The organism is Mesorhizobium sp. M2A.F.Ca.ET.043.05.1.1, from assembly GCF_003952445.1.
GTDB lineage: Bacteria > Pseudomonadota > Alphaproteobacteria > Rhizobiales > Rhizobiaceae > Mesorhizobium.
In genome coordinates, this window is record NZ_CP034446.1 from 1,754,557 (window position 1) to 1,768,608 (window position 14,052).

16 protein-coding genes are annotated in these 14,052 nt (G+C 61.6%); 10 read left to right on the plus strand and 6 right to left on the minus strand.

Going from position 1 to position 14,052, the window contains the following annotated elements:
- Positions 1 to 112: 112 nt before the first annotated feature.
- The 3 genes from EJ069_RS08300 to EJ069_RS08310 all read left to right on the plus strand — a co-directional run bounded on the left by EJ069_RS08300 (position 113) and on the right by EJ069_RS08310 (position 4,614).
- Positions 113 to 2,494, plus strand: coding sequence for a transketolase (locus EJ069_RS08300; RefSeq protein ID WP_126060891.1), 2,382 nt, complete (start codon positions 113 to 115; stop codon positions 2,492 to 2,494).
- 114 nt (positions 2,495 to 2,608) lie between these two features.
- Positions 2,609 to 3,547: a kinase gene (locus EJ069_RS08305; RefSeq protein WP_126060892.1), complete on the plus strand. Its 939-nt coding sequence runs from the start codon at positions 2,609 to 2,611 to the stop codon at positions 3,545 to 3,547.
- Positions 3,541 to 4,614 (plus strand): PLP-dependent cysteine synthase family protein, encoded by a 1,074-nt coding sequence (locus EJ069_RS08310; protein ID WP_126060893.1) that lies wholly within the window; start codon positions 3,541 to 3,543, stop codon positions 4,612 to 4,614. The genes EJ069_RS08305 and EJ069_RS08310 overlap by 7 nt, the downstream gene beginning before the upstream one ends.
- Here EJ069_RS08310 and EJ069_RS08315 read toward each other — a convergent pair.
- Positions 4,609 to 5,910, minus strand: coding sequence for a threonine synthase (locus tag EJ069_RS08315; RefSeq protein ID WP_126064661.1), 1,302 nt, complete (start codon positions 5,908 to 5,910; stop codon positions 4,609 to 4,611). The two genes, EJ069_RS08310 and EJ069_RS08315, sit on opposite strands and share 6 nt — an antisense overlap.
- 164 nt (positions 5,911 to 6,074) lie before the next feature.
- Between EJ069_RS08315 and EJ069_RS08320 the strand changes: the two genes are divergently transcribed.
- The 3 genes from EJ069_RS08320 to EJ069_RS08330 all read left to right on the plus strand — a co-directional run bounded on the left by EJ069_RS08320 (position 6,075) and on the right by EJ069_RS08330 (position 7,841).
- On the plus strand, positions 6,075 to 6,341 hold the full coding sequence (locus tag EJ069_RS08320; RefSeq protein WP_126060894.1) for a helix-turn-helix transcriptional regulator: 267 nt from the start codon (positions 6,075 to 6,077) through the stop codon (positions 6,339 to 6,341).
- 167 nt (positions 6,342 to 6,508) lie between these two features.
- Complete coding sequence (locus tag EJ069_RS08325; RefSeq protein WP_126060895.1) at positions 6,509 to 7,240, plus strand: LuxR family transcriptional regulator; 732 nt, start codon at positions 6,509 to 6,511, stop codon at positions 7,238 to 7,240.
- A 160-nt stretch (positions 7,241 to 7,400) separates the two neighbouring features.
- A complete protein-coding gene (locus EJ069_RS08330; protein WP_245456470.1) occupies positions 7,401 to 7,841 on the plus strand; it encodes an acyl-homoserine-lactone synthase in 441 nt (146 codons plus the stop codon).
- Here the strand turns inward: EJ069_RS08330 and EJ069_RS08335 are convergent.
- Both EJ069_RS08335 and EJ069_RS08340 read right to left on the minus strand, forming a co-directional pair.
- Entirely contained in the window at positions 7,819 to 8,397 is a 579-nt protein-coding gene (locus tag EJ069_RS08335; RefSeq protein WP_245456471.1) for a DNA-binding protein, read from the minus strand. The genes EJ069_RS08330 and EJ069_RS08335 overlap by 23 nt on opposite strands.
- Positions 8,398 to 8,482: 85 nt before the next feature.
- The gene (locus EJ069_RS08340; RefSeq protein WP_245456472.1) at positions 8,483 to 8,836 is read right to left on the minus strand and encodes a hypothetical protein; all 354 of its coding nucleotides are present in this window, start codon (positions 8,834 to 8,836) and stop codon (positions 8,483 to 8,485) included.
- A 343-nt stretch (positions 8,837 to 9,179) separates the two neighbouring features.
- Between EJ069_RS08340 and EJ069_RS08345 the strand changes: the two genes are divergently transcribed.
- The gene (locus tag EJ069_RS08345) at positions 9,180 to 9,878 is read left to right on the plus strand and encodes a response regulator transcription factor (RefSeq protein ID WP_126060896.1); all 699 of its coding nucleotides are present in this window, start codon (positions 9,180 to 9,182) and stop codon (positions 9,876 to 9,878) included.
- Positions 9,879 to 9,954: 76 nt separating this feature from the next.
- Here the strand turns inward: EJ069_RS08345 and EJ069_RS08350 are convergent, their stop codons facing one another.
- From EJ069_RS08350 to EJ069_RS08360, 3 genes are read right to left on the minus strand one after another with little or no spacing between them, the layout of a single operon-like run.
- Positions 9,955 to 10,680: an amino acid ABC transporter ATP-binding protein gene (locus EJ069_RS08350; protein WP_126060897.1), complete on the minus strand. Its 726-nt coding sequence runs from the start codon at positions 10,678 to 10,680 to the stop codon at positions 9,955 to 9,957.
- Between the two features lie 43 nt (positions 10,681 to 10,723).
- Entirely contained in the window at positions 10,724 to 11,383 is a 660-nt protein-coding gene (gene ehuD / locus EJ069_RS08355; protein WP_126060898.1) for an ectoine/hydroxyectoine ABC transporter permease subunit EhuD, read from the minus strand.
- On the minus strand, positions 11,373 to 12,026 hold the full coding sequence (locus EJ069_RS08360) for an amino acid ABC transporter permease (protein ID WP_126060899.1): 654 nt from the start codon (positions 12,024 to 12,026) through the stop codon (positions 11,373 to 11,375). Before EJ069_RS08360 ends, ehuD begins: the two co-directional genes overlap by 11 nt.
- 428 nt (positions 12,027 to 12,454) lie before the next feature.
- On the opposite strand from EJ069_RS08360, the gene trbB reads away from it, so the two are divergent.
- The 3 genes from trbB to EJ069_RS08375 are packed head-to-tail and all read left to right on the plus strand — an operon-like array spanning position 12,455 to position 14,048.
- The gene (gene trbB / locus EJ069_RS08365; RefSeq protein WP_126060900.1) at positions 12,455 to 13,438 is read left to right on the plus strand and encodes a P-type conjugative transfer ATPase TrbB; all 984 of its coding nucleotides are present in this window, start codon (positions 12,455 to 12,457) and stop codon (positions 13,436 to 13,438) included.
- Positions 13,435 to 13,767 carry a TrbC/VirB2 family protein gene (locus EJ069_RS08370; RefSeq protein WP_126060901.1) on the plus strand — a complete coding sequence of 111 codons (333 nt, stop codon included), beginning with the start codon at positions 13,435 to 13,437 and terminating at the stop codon, positions 13,765 to 13,767. The genes trbB and EJ069_RS08370 overlap by 4 nt, the downstream gene beginning before the upstream one ends.
- The gene (locus tag EJ069_RS08375) at positions 13,767 to 14,048 is read left to right on the plus strand and encodes a VirB3 family type IV secretion system protein (RefSeq protein ID WP_126060902.1); all 282 of its coding nucleotides are present in this window, start codon (positions 13,767 to 13,769) and stop codon (positions 14,046 to 14,048) included. Before EJ069_RS08370 ends, EJ069_RS08375 begins: the two co-directional genes overlap by 1 nt.
- The last annotated feature ends 4 nt before the right edge of the window (positions 14,049 to 14,052 follow it).

A 14,052-nucleotide genomic window follows, 5' to 3' on the forward strand; every position in this document is an offset into this window, starting at 1 on the left:
AGCACTACTATTGGCTGGATCAGCCAATATCGTCGATCTGCTTGCGTAAGAATAGTCACTTTTGAGAACTGGAGACCGCTATCGTTGGGCCGTGGTCTGACGGGAGCTGAAGATGACGATCCTTTCCGAGCTTGAACGCAAGGTTCTGTGGCTGGCTGTTTGGATGATCCATCACGCCAATCATGTTCGGGGGTCGGAGGATGGCCTCAAGATCGGCGGTCATCAGGCCTCGTCGGCGTCCGCCTCGACCTTGTTGACGGCGCTCTATTTCCAAGTCCTGAGGCCTGAGGACCGCGTTGCCGTCAAGCCGCATGCCAGCCCCGTCTTCCATGCCATCCAGTACCTGTTCGGCAAGCAGACGCTCGAGCAATTGCAGAATTTTCGCGGCTATCGCGGCGCGCAGTCCTATCCATCCCGAACCAAGGATATCGACGACGTCGATTTCTCGACCGGATCGGTTGGACTGGGCGTGGCGCAGACCCTGTTTTCGTCCCTGGTCCAGGACTATGTCAGGGCAAAGGGCTGGAATGCCGACCGGCCGGAAGGCCGGATGGTTGCTCTTCTCGGCGACGCTGAAATGGATGAAGGCAATATCTTCGAGGCCCTTCTAGAAGGCTGGAAGCACGGCCTTCGCAACACCTGGTGGGTCGTCGACTACAACCGGCAGAGCCTCGACGCGGTGGTGCGCGAGGGCCTGTGGCAGCGCTTCGAATCCCTCTTCCGCAACTTCGGCTGGGAAGTGGTGATCCTGAAACATGGGACATTGCAACAGGCGGCCTTCGAGGAAGAGGGCGGCGAGAAGCTGCGGACCTGGATCGATGCATGCCCCAATCAGCTCTATTCCGCCCTGACCTTCCAGGGTGGCGCCGCATGGCGCAGGCGCCTTCTGGACGATCTGGGCGACCAGGGACCGGTCACCCGCCTGATCGAGAAGCGCAGCGACGAGGAGCTTGCCGCCTTGATGGCAAACCTCGGCGGCCACGACCTGGCCACCATCGTCGATGCCTTCGAGGAAGCCCGCGGTCACAATCGTCCGACCTGTTTCATCGCCTATACAATCAAGGGCTTTGGCCTGCCCTTGGCCGGCCACAAGGACAATCACGCCGGATTGATGACACCGTCGCAAGTCGAAGCGCTGCGGCAAGTCATGGGCGTTCGCGAAGGGTGCGAATGGGACAGATTCGAGGGCCTCGCATACGATGAGGCCGAGATCCGGTCCTATCTGGCATCGACTCCTTTCGCCAAGGCAGCTGCGCGCCGCCACCCAGCCCCTGCAATTCCGGTGCCGGCGCGGATCGATGTTGCCTCCCAGGCGGCGATGTCGACACAACAGGGGTTCGGACTTTTGATGCACGACATTGCAAAATCAGACAGCGATTTTGCCAAGCGTATCGTCACGACGTCTCCCGACGTCACGGTCTCGACCAATCTGGGCGCTTGGGTGAACCGGCGAGGTCTGTTCGCGCGCGCCGATCAGTCGGACTTATTCCGGGAAGAACGTATTCCCTCCACCTTCAATTGGACGTTTTCGCCGTCGGGACAGCATTTGGAATTGGGCATTTCGGAGATGAACCTTTTCACGATGCTTTCGGCGCTTGGTTTGTCCCACTCGCTTCACGGCGAACGCCTGCTCCCGGTCGGAACCCTCTATGATCCATTCATCGAGCGCGGCCTCGATGCGCTCAATTATGCCTGCTATCAGGATGCCCGCTTTATTCTGGCCGCGACGCCGTCCGGCGTCACGCTGGCGCCCGAGGGGGGAGCGCATCAATCAATCGCCACGCCGCTGATCGGCATGGCGCAGGACGGGCTGGCGACGTTCGAGCCGGCCTATGTCGATGAGCTGGCAGTCATCCTGCGTTGGGCATTCGACTACATCCAGCGTTCCGGCGAGGCCGAGCCTGACCACCGCACCTGGCTTCGGGATCAGACAGGGGGTTCGGTCTACCTCAGGCTCTCGACGCGATCGATCGAGCAGCCGACACGTCAGCCGAAGGATCCGCCGGCGCGCGACATCATCGATGGCGCCTACTGGCTGCGCGAACCCGGACCGAACGCTGAAATCGTCATCGCCTATTCGGGGGCTGTCGCGCCGGAGGCGGTACAGGCAGTGGGGCTGATAGCCGGAGATCGGCGCGATGTCGGGCTCTTGGCCGTCACCTCGGCCGATCGGTTGAACGCTGGATGGTCGGCTGCGGCGCGGGCACGCCAGTATGGTCATCCGCGCGCTACCAGTCATGTCGAGCGCCTGTTGGCTGCTCTTCCGGCCTCCTGCGCGATCGTGACGGTGTTGGACGGGCATCCGGCGACGCTCGCGTGGCTTGGTTCGGTGCACGGCCACCGCACGCGGGCGCTGGGCGTCGAGCATTTCGGCCAGACCGGCACGATCGCGGATCTCTACCGGCACTACGGGATCGATGCGCAAGGCATCATGGCTGCGGCGCAATCGGTGTCGGCCGGCCGGCCGCTGAGGCATCTTGGCTTCGCCGCCTGACGACGGCACGTGCGGCCATTCGACAGAAAGCCCGTCAATACCGGAATTCCTTGAGGGCCGCTTGCGATCGTCGGCGCAATCCTCATCCGCGGCGAGAAAGCTGGGGAGGCGGAAATGGCTGGCGCCAGGGATCTTATGAGTGATGAAATCTCGAGGTCGTCGGTTGGGACAGGAACGGCGATCGCGCATCACGGCGAACTCATCCAGGGCGTCTTCAAGGATGATGGCGGGCGCCTTCACCGCGGGCTCGTAACGCTGCCGATTGCCGGCTTGAGATCGGAGGCGAGCTTCGCCAGGAGCGACGACGATGCGATCGTTGTCCACCCCGATCACAAGATCAAGGCGTCAGCGGCCGCCCGGCTCACGCTCGATTTCCTGAACGTTACCGGCGGCGGCGTGCTGACGCTTCAAAGCTCAATTCCCGTGGGGCACGGCTACGGCTCGTCGACTGCGGATGTCGTCGCTTCCATTCGCGCTGTCGCCGCAACCCTCAAGATCCAGTTGCGGCCCTCGAGCATCGGGCGTCTTGCCGTTGCCGCCGAGCGCGCCAGCGACGCGATTGCCTTTGACGATCACGCGGTGCTGTTCGCGCAACGCGAAGGCGTGGTCATCGAGAATTTCGGCGGCGCCCTGCCGCCGCTGCTTCTGCTCGGCTTCAAGGCAAAGGATGGCATCCCGGTCGACACTTTGCAGCTGCCGCCCGCGCGCTACGACAGTGCCGAAATCCAGGAATTCGGTGTGCTTCGGGCCTTGGTGGCGCGAGCGGTCCGGCATCAGGATCCAGATCTTCTCGGGCGGGCCGCCTCGGCCAGTGCCGTGATCAGTCAACGGCACTTGCCCAAACAGGGCTTTCACGAAGTCGCTGAAATTGCCAGGCGAGCCGGAGCGTGCGGGGTACAAGTCGCCCATAGCGGCTCGTTGTTTGGTCTGATCTTCGATCTTTTCGCATCGAACCTGAAGCGACGGGCAGCCCTGGTCGCACAGCAGATAAGGCGCGCGGGCTTTAAGGACGTCGACGTCCATCTGGTCAACGCGGAGGGCTGGACATGGTGACCCCAGCAGTGGACTATTTCAGGGACCTTGAGACCCCGCGTCTCGCGCTCCTGGCGCCAAACCTCGTGGCCGCGGCCTTTCCGCTGATGAAGCTGATGCCGGCCCGCTACATTCTGGATCGGGCAGCATCGAATGGCGAACTGAAAGCCGGTTCCCACATTGTCGAGACGACGTCCGGCACCTTCGGCATGGCGGTGGCGCTGCTCGCGGCGGCACGTGACTATCGCTTGACGCTCGTCACCGCCTCAACACTGATCGATGCCAAATACAAAGCCCGCCTGGAGCGCATCGGCGCCACGGTCATCGCGCTTGATGATCCGCGCGGCGACGGCAACCAGCCCGGCCGACTTGCGCGTCTTCAGGAAATCCTGGCCAAGGAGCGGGACAGCTTCTGGACCCGCCAATACGACAGTCCGGGGAACTGGCTCGCTTATGCGCGGCTGGCCGAACTCTTCATCCGCGCAATTGGCAAGGTTGACTGCCTGGTCGGCTGCGTCGGTACGGGCGGTTCGCTATGCGGCACCGCGTCCTTTCTGCGAACGGTCTTTCCACACCTGACTGTGTTCGCCGTCGATACGCATCGGAGCATTCTGTTCGGTCAGCCCGTCGGCAAACGCATGCTGCGGGGCTTGGGCAACAGCGTTCTGCCGAAAAACGTGAGGCACGAGCTTGTCGACGAGATACATTGGGTTGGCGCCTATCCGGCCTATATGACCGCGCACCGTTTGCTGCGCGAGCACGGGATCTTCATGGGGCCGACCAGCGGTGCCGCCGCGTTGGTGGCGAAATGGGTTGCATCGACGCTTCCGGACGCGCAGGTCGCGGTCATTATGCCTGACGAAGGCCATCGCCACGCCGAGACTGTCTATAATGACGACTGGCTCGGCGCGCTGCCTGGCTGGCCTTGCAAGGAACTGTCCGAGCCGAGGACGCTGACGACAATCGCGCCTGCGGCAGAGACGCAATGGACGCGCTTTCTTTGGCTTCGTCGGAGTCTCGACGATGTGCTGAAAACGCAGTCGGCGAGCGAGGTGCCGCCGGCCGTTGGCGCGGCGGAAAATCTATGAACTGAGCTCCGGCCCGTTTTCGTCAAGCCAGCGCCAGGCTTCGTCCGTCGTCTGGAAGATCCGGTCATGTTGGTTCGATCCGGCGGACCGATCGAGGTCCTTGAGGCCGCTGGCAGTCACCACCGCCACCACACGGTCCGTGGCAGCGATGACACCTCGATCCTTCAACGTCGATATTGCAATCAGCGGCGTGACCGACGCCAGTTCGGCAAAGATCCCTTCGTCCCGCGCAAGGCGTTCCTGCATCGCGATCAGGCCATGATTGTTGACGGGCACGGCGTGCCCGCCGGATTCGCGCAGAGCCTTCAACGCTTGAAACGTGCTGCGCGGCGTGCCGATCGATACGGCAAGACTGTCGAAGAGCATCTTGCGTTCGCTCAAGGCGTCGGCGCCGCTGGCAAGGGCGTCCGTCAGCGAGCCGTGAACCTCTGCGGCGACGAGGCGAGGCAGGCGCGAAATCGCCCCTTGCGCGTACAACTCGCAGAACCCCGCCCACACACCGGACAACGCATCGCCATAGCAGACCGGCAGGACGCACCAGTCTGGCGCCATCCCATCCTGCTGCTCGACGATCTCATAGGCGATCGTCTTATAGCCTTGGATGCCGAGGGGATGGCTGCCGACGACCGGACCGTGATAGGGCGAGGCGATGAACCAGTCGTAGCGGGCGGCGGCCTGTTCAAGCAGCGACCATCGGTCCATCTTGTTGACCAGCGGCAGCACCGTCGCGCCATACTTGCGGATTTGCGCCAGCATCGGGCCGGCTGAGCCCGCGAAAGTGGTGACGACGCATTTCAGCCCGGCTCGGGCGGCGTATGCCGCCAGCGAAGCGCCGGCGTTCCCCGATGAGGCGGTCGCGACGGTCTTGGCGCCACGCGCCCGCGCCACGCTGACCGCGATGGTTGAGAAACGGTCTTTATGCGACCAGGTCGGGTTTCGGCCCTCGTCCTTGACCGCGAGGTTCGGTACGCCGAGAAACGCGCCGATGCGCGGCGCTGCAAGCAACGGCGTCAGACCCTCGCCCAGGCTCACTGCCTCCGCTTCCGTGCAGGGGAGCATAGGCGCGAAACGCCATAGGGAGCGCGAGGTGGTGGCGCTCTCCAAAGGGTGAGGGTTTGGGTCCGAGTAGACCGGCCGAAGATTTGCCGGCGCGGTTTCCTGACACCGCGCGCACCCTTTGGAGTCGATGCTGACATCTGCAGGGTAGGACGCGCCGCATCGGATGCAGGCGAATTCCAGGACCCGGCTTTTGTCACTTTCTGGGCGGCTGGTCTCACCCGAGGAATGCGCGGACATGTCGTGCGCGAGATCGCGAAACGGCCGGCTAGACATGGCTATTCCTTGTCCGGGAAACGATTGAATTCGCTCGTCGTTTCAAACAGCCCAGGGCACCGCTGTCAATGCGGAATGTGCACTATAGTGTGTCGCACCATAGTGCGCGCCGTAGCATCCGTTGTTGGATGAAACTTCGCGGCGTTTTTGGTCTGAACGTGCAGCGGCTTCGGAGAGAAAGAAAACTCTCTCAGGAGCAGTTGTCTTTCGTTTCGGGGCGCACGCGAGCCTATATCAGTAGCGTCGAAGCCGGACGGCGCAACGCTACTCTGGATACAGTCGAGATTTTGGCCAAAGCCTTGAATGTCGAGCCACAAGAGTTGGTCTCGGCGAGCCCGGCAAATAGGAGAGCTATTCGGACGACGAAACAAGGTGCGGCGAAGTCGACGGAATGAAGCCTGATGTTTTCGTCGATACGTTGAGCGCGATTCACCTTTTCTCGACTTTAAGCCGTCTAATTGACTCCTTCAGTGTACATTCGGCGTTGGTCCCATTGAAGATGGCATCTGGACACGCATAGGTTGTTCCGCGGGTAGGGCCTTTTTGTGGTCTAGGTCTGCCAATGGAGAACGAAATCATTGACCTCGTTGCGGCGATCTCGAAGATCGACACTGCACGGTCGGCTGAAGCAATCCTTCAGGAGTTCCGCTCAGCCATGGCGCGCTACGGATTGCGCAGTTTTCTGATCACCGGCCTGCCGGTGCCGCACGATGCGGACTGGCAACGCGAGATCCTGGGTGATGGCTGGCCCGTCGATTGGTATAATCGCTATGTCTCCGAGGATCACTTTCAGCACGATCCTTGCGTTGCCCAGTGCCGGCACTCGCCGCAGCCCTTCCTGTGGCGAGAGCTTCCGGCCGCGAGACTTTCTAAGCGTTCAAGACTGGTGATGGACGAGGCGGCTGAGTTCGGGATGAAAGACGGTATTTGTGTTCCCATTCACGTGCCACTGGCGGGGCCAAGTGTCGTCACAGTGGCGAGCGACCGGATAGAAGTTCCGCCAAGCACCTTGCCCTTTATCGAGACGCTTTGCGTTCATACCTTTCGCAGCCTCGCAGGGCTGGGAACACCCGGCGACGGCGGCGGCGATGAGCCCACGCCTTTGACGGCGCGTGAGCGCGAGCTCCTGGAGTGGAGCGCACAAGGCAAAACCACCGACGATATCGCCTGCATCCTCGGCGTTACCAGGAACACGGTCGAAAGCCATCAGCGCAACATCCGGGGAAAGCTCGATGCGATCAATGTATCACATGCCATCGTCAAAGCGCTGCGACGGCAGGAAATCCACATTTAGCAATACCTGAATACCGTCATACGTACCGCAAGTCCGTTTTCCTACGACCCTCCGCCTGGAGGCGTCATGGTCCGTATACATTTGGTCACCTGGGAAAACAGGAAGCTCTACAGGAAGGTTCTGGAGCGCTACTTTCGCATAAGATACGACATTTACGGTTTTGGCGCTCGACGCCAACGGCAAGATCGTCGGCGGCTCCCGTCTTGTTCCCACGCTGGAGCCGCATCTCATGAGCGAGGTCTTTCCGATACTCGCCGGCGGAACACCTCCGAGGGCGGCCGAAATTTTCGAATGGACTCGCTTCTTTGTCATCCCATCCCTTCGCACGAAGGGAGCCTCGTCGCCGGTTGCTGGGTTCGTTCTCTGCGGACTTCTCGAGACGGCGCAAAGTCTGGGAATTCGACAGATTAGCGTGGTATGCGAAACATTCTGGCCAAAGCGCCTGCGTGCGCTTGGCTGGACGCTCCTCGAACTCGGCAACGCTCTCCAGCATCCCGATGGCGACATCATCGCGCTGCTGATCGATGTCACGCCTGAGGCGATTGAGCAGACGCGCCGCGCTTATGGGATAAGCGGCGTCATATTTGCGGACAGAATTTAGGCTGATTGCCACAGTTAGCCAAGGTTTTGCGGCTGGAGAATGCCGATCGATCGTCCGCGACTTCGATCTTTTGTTGCAATTGATCCCTGCCGGGCGGGTTTTGATGTACCGAGCGCTTGATTGAAGGCCTGGCCGCAAAGCAGTCGCTGTTTGCGGTCAAAACGACGAACCCCAACTTTTGCGCCTGAAGGAGGCAATCCTGGAGGGCACGAAGCTTTGAATCCTTGTCGTACCCTTGAAGGCGCGACAGCATTCCCGACAGGAGGGCAGCGCGGCCGAGCAAGTCGGCATCCGGTGTGAAAATACGATGTGCCGGCATGGCCTCGATCGTTGTCCCGATCCGCTTGATCGCACCCGAAGTTCCAGGGTGGTTGGGATCCAAAGCCCCCACCGTATGCATCAATTCCTGCATGGCAACGCTGGAATGATTGACCTGCCGGAGGTCCAGGAGATCGGCCACCACTTCAGGTGCTTTCCCCTGGAGGCCATGGATGTAGACATTGGTATCCAGCAACAATTCCTGCCCCGGCAGCGCAGTATCGCCGATGATCGGCAACTTACTGTCAGGGCGGTGGCTCAAGGACCTCCGAGGATCTAGGCGACTCCATCTAACGGCGGCCGCGAAGTCGAACCCAGGCACACTAGTACCCGAGCTTCAGGTCTGGATCCACCGTACCTTGGGTCTTCCTGAAGGTCTCGGCGAAGTTGTCCTCCAGGGCCACGTTCGCCAGGGCGAACTCGACAAGTTCGGTATCCGAGGTCAACCCGGTTCGGGCTTTGGCCTTTTCTATCAGAACCGCGCTCACTCGCCCTGTGATCCTGCCATCCTTTTCACGGCGAAGGCCTGACTCTTCCGCTCGCTCGAAAATAGCGGCGACCTTTGCCAGCCTGGGCAGGCTCGTCTTCTTCTTCCCGGCCAATTTGCTGATTGCTCTTCCCCGCTTGCCAGCTGCTACCCCGGGCCGCAACGGTGTGCGCGAAGCGATCTTTGCCACCTGTCCGCTCCCTTGTCTCATCTGTTCAACAAAATTCCAATTTAGACAACATAGCAAACATGGACGCATTTTCAACGAACAGTAGGCCGTGCAACCGGCGAAGGCCTGAACGCGTCCGCCATGGTCCGGGTAGATGGAACGCCGGACACGGGAACTCAAGATCTCCAGCGCCGGCCGGCCGGATGAGGCGCAAAGCTGCCACTCACATTCAATGCCTTCCAAATGGGGACTTAGTCGCGACCTGGAAAGTATGAACGAGTGACAAGAACCGCGGGGATATTGTCATCGCGCCCAATTGCGCGGTAGTCAGCCCTATGATGCGTCAAACTCCGTTGGTGACTCAATGAAGCCGCTGGTCCTGATCTCTTCGAAGGACCCGGACTTTTTCCTCGTTTTCGGGCACATCCTTACAGTTGCAGGCTTCGAAACCCGCCTGATCACCGCAGACAAGCAGATCGCGCGCGCCATCAAGGCCGCGGTGCCGCTTGCCGTCATCCTGGATTGTCATCCAGGCGACCGCGCAATCGCCAAGCAGTGCGTGGCGCTGAAGTCGTCCGAATCGACAAGAGCAACGCCTCTCGCAGGCTTGGTTGCGCCGCGTTCTGGCAAGCTGCATCTTGATTTGATCAAGGCTGGTGTCGACGAGATATTTTCACGACCCTTTGCGCCTGAACAGCTTCTGAACTGGCTGCATGGCAAAGCGGGCCTTGCAAACTCATCGCGCGAAACGGGATCGGGGGATCTTGTGCAGGGCGATTTCCGACTGGAACCAAAGACCTACAGGACATTCTTCAAGCAAAAGGAGATTGTCATGCCTCCGATCGAGTTCAAGCTTTTGCGCAGCCTTTTGGCAAGGCCAGGCAAGGTGTTCAGCCGCGAGGAATTGGTCGCGGCAGCATGGCCTGAACATGCCGCCGCCACCGATGTGCGGGGCGTCGACGTCCATATAGCCAGGCTGCGCAAACGGCTCCGGGCATCCGTGGGAAGCGAAGTCATACGCACCGTCCGCTCGGCTGGCTACGCGTTCGCGCCGGAGTGGTAATCTGCTCGCATCCGCCTGTCGCCATGTCGGCGCCGTGTGCGCCCGTGCCGGCACACTGGCTCAAGGGCATCTGGCATCAATGGTTCAGGATGTTATCCAGGAAAAGCTGGGCGCGTGGGTGAGCTGCCCTTGAGAAAAAGTCCTTGGAAGAGGCATGGACGACGATGCGGCCTTCATCCATGAAAACGATCTGGTCCGCGACTTCGCGTGCAAAGCCCATTTCATGCGTCACGCAAACCATGGTCACACCGCTTCCCGCGAGCGCGACCATGACATCGAGCACCTCCTTGATCATCTCCGGGTCCAGCGCCGAGGTCGGCTCGTCGAACAGCATGATACGAGGATTGAGGCAGAGCGCGCGCGCGATCGCCACCCTTTGTTGTTGACCGCCCGAGAGCTGGGCCGGGTAGGCGTGCGCCTTTTCGGGGATGCGCACCGTCGTCAGGTGATGCATGGCGATCTCTTCGGCCTCGCTCGCCGGCTTCAGCAGAACCCGGCGCAGCGCCAGCGTGCAGTTGGCGAGCACCGTCAGGTGCGGAAAGAGGTTGAAGCTCTGGAACACCATGCCTGTTTGCCGGCGCGCCGTCGCCGTATCGCGAGCATTTCTTCCGAGCGCTGTCCCTTCAAGCTGGATCGTTCCCTTTTGGAAGCGCTCAAGACCGTTGATGCAGCGGATCAAGGTCGATTTGCCCGAGCCGGACGGCCCGCAAACCACGACGCGTGAGCCAGCTCGTACCGCAAGATCAATGTCTTTCAAGACCTGCAGGGCGCCGAACCACTTGTTGAGGCCGACGATCCGCACAAGGGGAGGGTTTCACTGGCTGGGTGTGGAGCTTGCGCGAGCATCAGCGCCGTCCAGCTGCAAGCAGGCGCTGCTCGATGCGCTTCACGCCGTAAGCAACGATCAGTGCAAGCGCGAGGAACAGGATGCCGGCGACCGTCAGCGGCTCCGCGTACCGATAGGTCTCGGAAGCGATATCGAAGGCGCGTCCAAGCATTTCGGGGACGGCCAGGACGGCGAGATAGGGCGTCGCCTTTAGGATCGATACCAGATAGTTGCCGAGCGGTGCGGCGATGTTGCGCAACATCTGGGGCGCGATGACGAAAACAATCGTATCTCGCCGGGTTAGCGACAATGCCCGGGCTGCTTCCTGCTGGCCCTTCGGGATCGCGTCGATGCCCGCTTTGAACACCTCCGCAAGATAACCGCTGTAGTAGAGGCTCAGCCCCAGTATGCCCACCGTCATGGCTCCAAGCCGGATCCCGTAGAAGGGCATGACGAAATAGAGGAAATAGAGCCAGGCCAGTACCGGCGTCGAGCGGATGAAGTCGATCAGGAAGCGGACGGCCAGACCAGGGGCTCCGCCTCCGCGGCGGATCATTTCAAAAGTGAAGCCAAGCGTCGAGGCGCCGAGGCAGCTCAAGATTGTCGCGAGCAGGGTAGCTCCAATCGCGCCAATGATGGTCGGAATGGTCGACAGTGCGAAATGGAGGTCAAATCCCACGAGGCGTTCCTTTTTCAGGGTGGACCCGCGCCTCCAGCCATCGGCCGGCGAGCGCGATCGGATAACAGACGACGAAGAAGGCCAGCAGCAGCGCCGAATAGATCGCGACTGGGTCGTAGTCGGTCTGCGCGATCTCCTTGGCGCGGAAGGTCATGTCGGTGAGTGTGACCAGCGAGACAAGCGAAGTCGCCTTGACGAGCTGGATAAGGTTGTTGACGAAGGTCGGGCTCATGGCGACCAAGGCCTGCGGCAGCTCGATCAGAAGCAGGATCGCCGGGCGCGAGAGGCCGAGCGCCATGCCGGCCTCGCGTTGGCCGGCGGGAAGAGACTGCAGCCCGGCGCGTACAGCCTGGGTGGCATAGCCGCCGATGTTGAGACCGAGCACCAATGCACTGACGGTGAGCGCCGAGAGGGTGATCCCCAGCACCGGCAGCACGTAATAAAAGACGAACAGCAGGACGACGACCGCGGAGCTGCGCCAGAATTCGATCACGGCGGTAACCAGAAGGCGCGTCAGACCGGTGGCAAGAAACTGCGCGACGCCGAAGACGAGCGCGAAGGGGACTGCAAAGACAAGGGCGTAGGCCGTGACCTGCGCGGTGATACCCAGCCCTTGCAGAATGCCGAGCCAGATGTCGAACATGCTCACGTGTCACCCGTCTTTGCCAAGGCGGATATCAACGGTGGCAGTAGCGGTTCGACGCGCCTCGGGAATGTGACCATGCGCCGAGAAATCGCGCTCTGCGTACGGTTCCTCATGGCAATCCTCCGCGCCGTCAAAGGACGGTCGCCTGTGCCGGCAGGCGGCCGATGGAAATCACATAAACCCGGCATGAATCGCATGTCAATAAACATGTACATTATATTGCGAAGCTTCATACAACGAATTTTGCGGTGGAAGCCGCAATAGCTCGCCGAAGAGGGTACCGCCTTCGGCACCGCCGTTGGCCGGTATTTGCTCGCTACGCTACGACGGCGGCTGAAAGCCGTTGAATCGGACTGCGCCGAGGCTCTTTTGATCGTCCCGACCGGGAACAGTTCGACGTGTTCCCGGGTCAAAACGGGGACAGCATGGTCATATCGAACGACAATACCGAGGGACGCGCGCGCAGCTCGCGAATGCTGCGCACCGCGCTTGGACCGGCCATTGCCCGCTTCCTCGACGATCCCGCGATCGTTGAGGTTATGCTGAACCCGGATGGCCGGATCTGGGTCGATCGGCTATCGGAAGGCTTAGCCGATACAGGAGAAATGCTGGCGCCTGCCGCGGGCGAGCGCATTGTGCGCCTGGTCGCCCATCATGTCGGCGCCGAGGTGCATTCCCGTTCCCCACGCGTGTCGGCCGAGCTGCCGCAAACCGGGGAGCGTTTCGAAGGCCTGTTGCCGCCCGTCGTGGCCGCGGCGGCCTTCGCGATCCGCAAGCCCGCCGTCGCCGTGTTCACGCTCGATGACTATGTCGCCGCAGGCACAATGTCGGCTGGCCAGGCCGCGATCTTGCGCGCCGCGGTTGCCGGGCGCGCGAACATCCTTGTCGCCGGCGGCACCTCGACAGGCAAGACGACGCTCACCAACGCGCTGCTTGCCGAAGTGGCGAAAGGGTTGGATCGGGTCGTCATCATCGAGGACACCCGCGAACTGCAGTGCGCGGCGCCCAACCTCGTCGCGATGCGCACCAAGGACGGCGTCGCCACGCTATCCGACCTAGTTCGCTCGTCCTTGCGCTTGCGGCCGGATCGCATTCCGATCGGCGAGGTACGCGGCGCCGAAGCCCTGGACCTCTTGAAGGCATGGGGTACCGGGCATCCCGGTGGCATCGGCACGCTTCATGCCGGCTCCGGCATAGGCGCCCTGCGCCGGCTTGAGCAGCTGATCCAGGAGGCCGTCGTCACTGTCCCGCGTGCGTTGATCGCCGACACGATCAGCCTCGTCGCGGTGCTCGCGGGACGCGGTGCCGCGCGACGGCTTACCGAGCTCGTCCGGGTCGAGGGTCTCGGTCCCGATGGCGATTACCGCATTGCTGAAGCCACACTGATCAACTCAGGAGAAACCTCATGATCCGCCTGCTTTCGCGCTGCCACGGCAGCCTGGCCATGGCCGGCGTCGCCCTTGCCTCCAACGTCATCGTCGCGTCGACCGCCCATGCCTCAGGTTCTTCGATGCCATGGGAGCAGCCACTCGAAAAGATCCTGCAGTCGGTCGAGGGGCCGGTCTCCAAGATCATCGCCGTCATCATCATCATCGTTACCGGCCTGACGCTGGCCTTCGGCGATAGTTCGGGCGGTTTTCGTCGGCTGATCCAGATCGTCTTTGGCCTTTCGATCGCCTTTGCGGCGTCGAGTTTCTTCCTGTCGTTCTTCTCCTTCGGCGGCGGAGCGGTGATCTGATGGCAACGGCTTTGGAACAGCTCGACACGGTGCCGGGCTGGACCGTGCCTGTCCACCGGGCACTGACCGAGCATATCCTGCTCGGGGGCGCGCCGCGTGCAATCGCAATCCTGAACGGCACGCTGGCTGGCGCTGTTGGCCTTGGGCTGCGGCTGTGGCTCGTCGGGCTCCTCATCTGGGCAATCGGGCATCTCACGGCGGTTTGGGCTGCGAGGCGCGATCCACTTTTCTTCGAGGTTGGACGCCGGCACCTGCGGCTGTCGGCGCAGCTGTCGGTTTGAGGGG

What these genes read in the sequence shown, in the direction of transcription:
- EJ069_RS08310 (WP_126060893.1), top strand. Translation starts at nt 3,541, where the DNA reads ATGGTGACCCCAGCAGTGGACTATTTCAGGGACCTTGAGACCCCGCGT.
- EJ069_RS08305 (WP_126060892.1), top strand. Translation starts at nt 2,609, where the DNA reads ATGGCTGGCGCCAGGGATCTTATGAGTGATGAAATCTCGAGGTCGTCG.
- trbB (WP_126060900.1), top strand. Translation starts at nt 12,455, where the DNA reads ATGGTCATATCGAACGACAATACCGAGGGACGCGCGCGCAGCTCGCGA.
- EJ069_RS08300 (WP_126060891.1), top strand. Translation starts at nt 113, where the DNA reads ATGACGATCCTTTCCGAGCTTGAACGCAAGGTTCTGTGGCTGGCTGTT.
- EJ069_RS08325 (WP_126060895.1), top strand. Translation starts at nt 6,509, where the DNA reads ATGGAGAACGAAATCATTGACCTCGTTGCGGCGATCTCGAAGATCGAC.
- EJ069_RS08345 (WP_126060896.1), top strand. Translation starts at nt 9,180, where the DNA reads ATGAAGCCGCTGGTCCTGATCTCTTCGAAGGACCCGGACTTTTTCCTC.
- EJ069_RS08360 (WP_126060899.1), bottom strand. Translation starts at nt 12,026, where the DNA reads ATGTTCGACATCTGGCTCGGCATTCTGCAAGGGCTGGGTATCACCGCG.
- EJ069_RS08370 (WP_126060901.1), top strand. Translation starts at nt 13,435, where the DNA reads ATGATCCGCCTGCTTTCGCGCTGCCACGGCAGCCTGGCCATGGCCGGC.
- EJ069_RS08320 (WP_126060894.1), top strand. Translation starts at nt 6,075, where the DNA reads ATGAAACTTCGCGGCGTTTTTGGTCTGAACGTGCAGCGGCTTCGGAGA.
- EJ069_RS08315 (WP_126064661.1), bottom strand. Translation starts at nt 5,910, where the DNA reads ATGTCCGCGCATTCCTCGGGTGAGACCAGCCGCCCAGAAAGTGACAAA.
- EJ069_RS08375 (WP_126060902.1), top strand. Translation starts at nt 13,767, where the DNA reads ATGGCAACGGCTTTGGAACAGCTCGACACGGTGCCGGGCTGGACCGTG.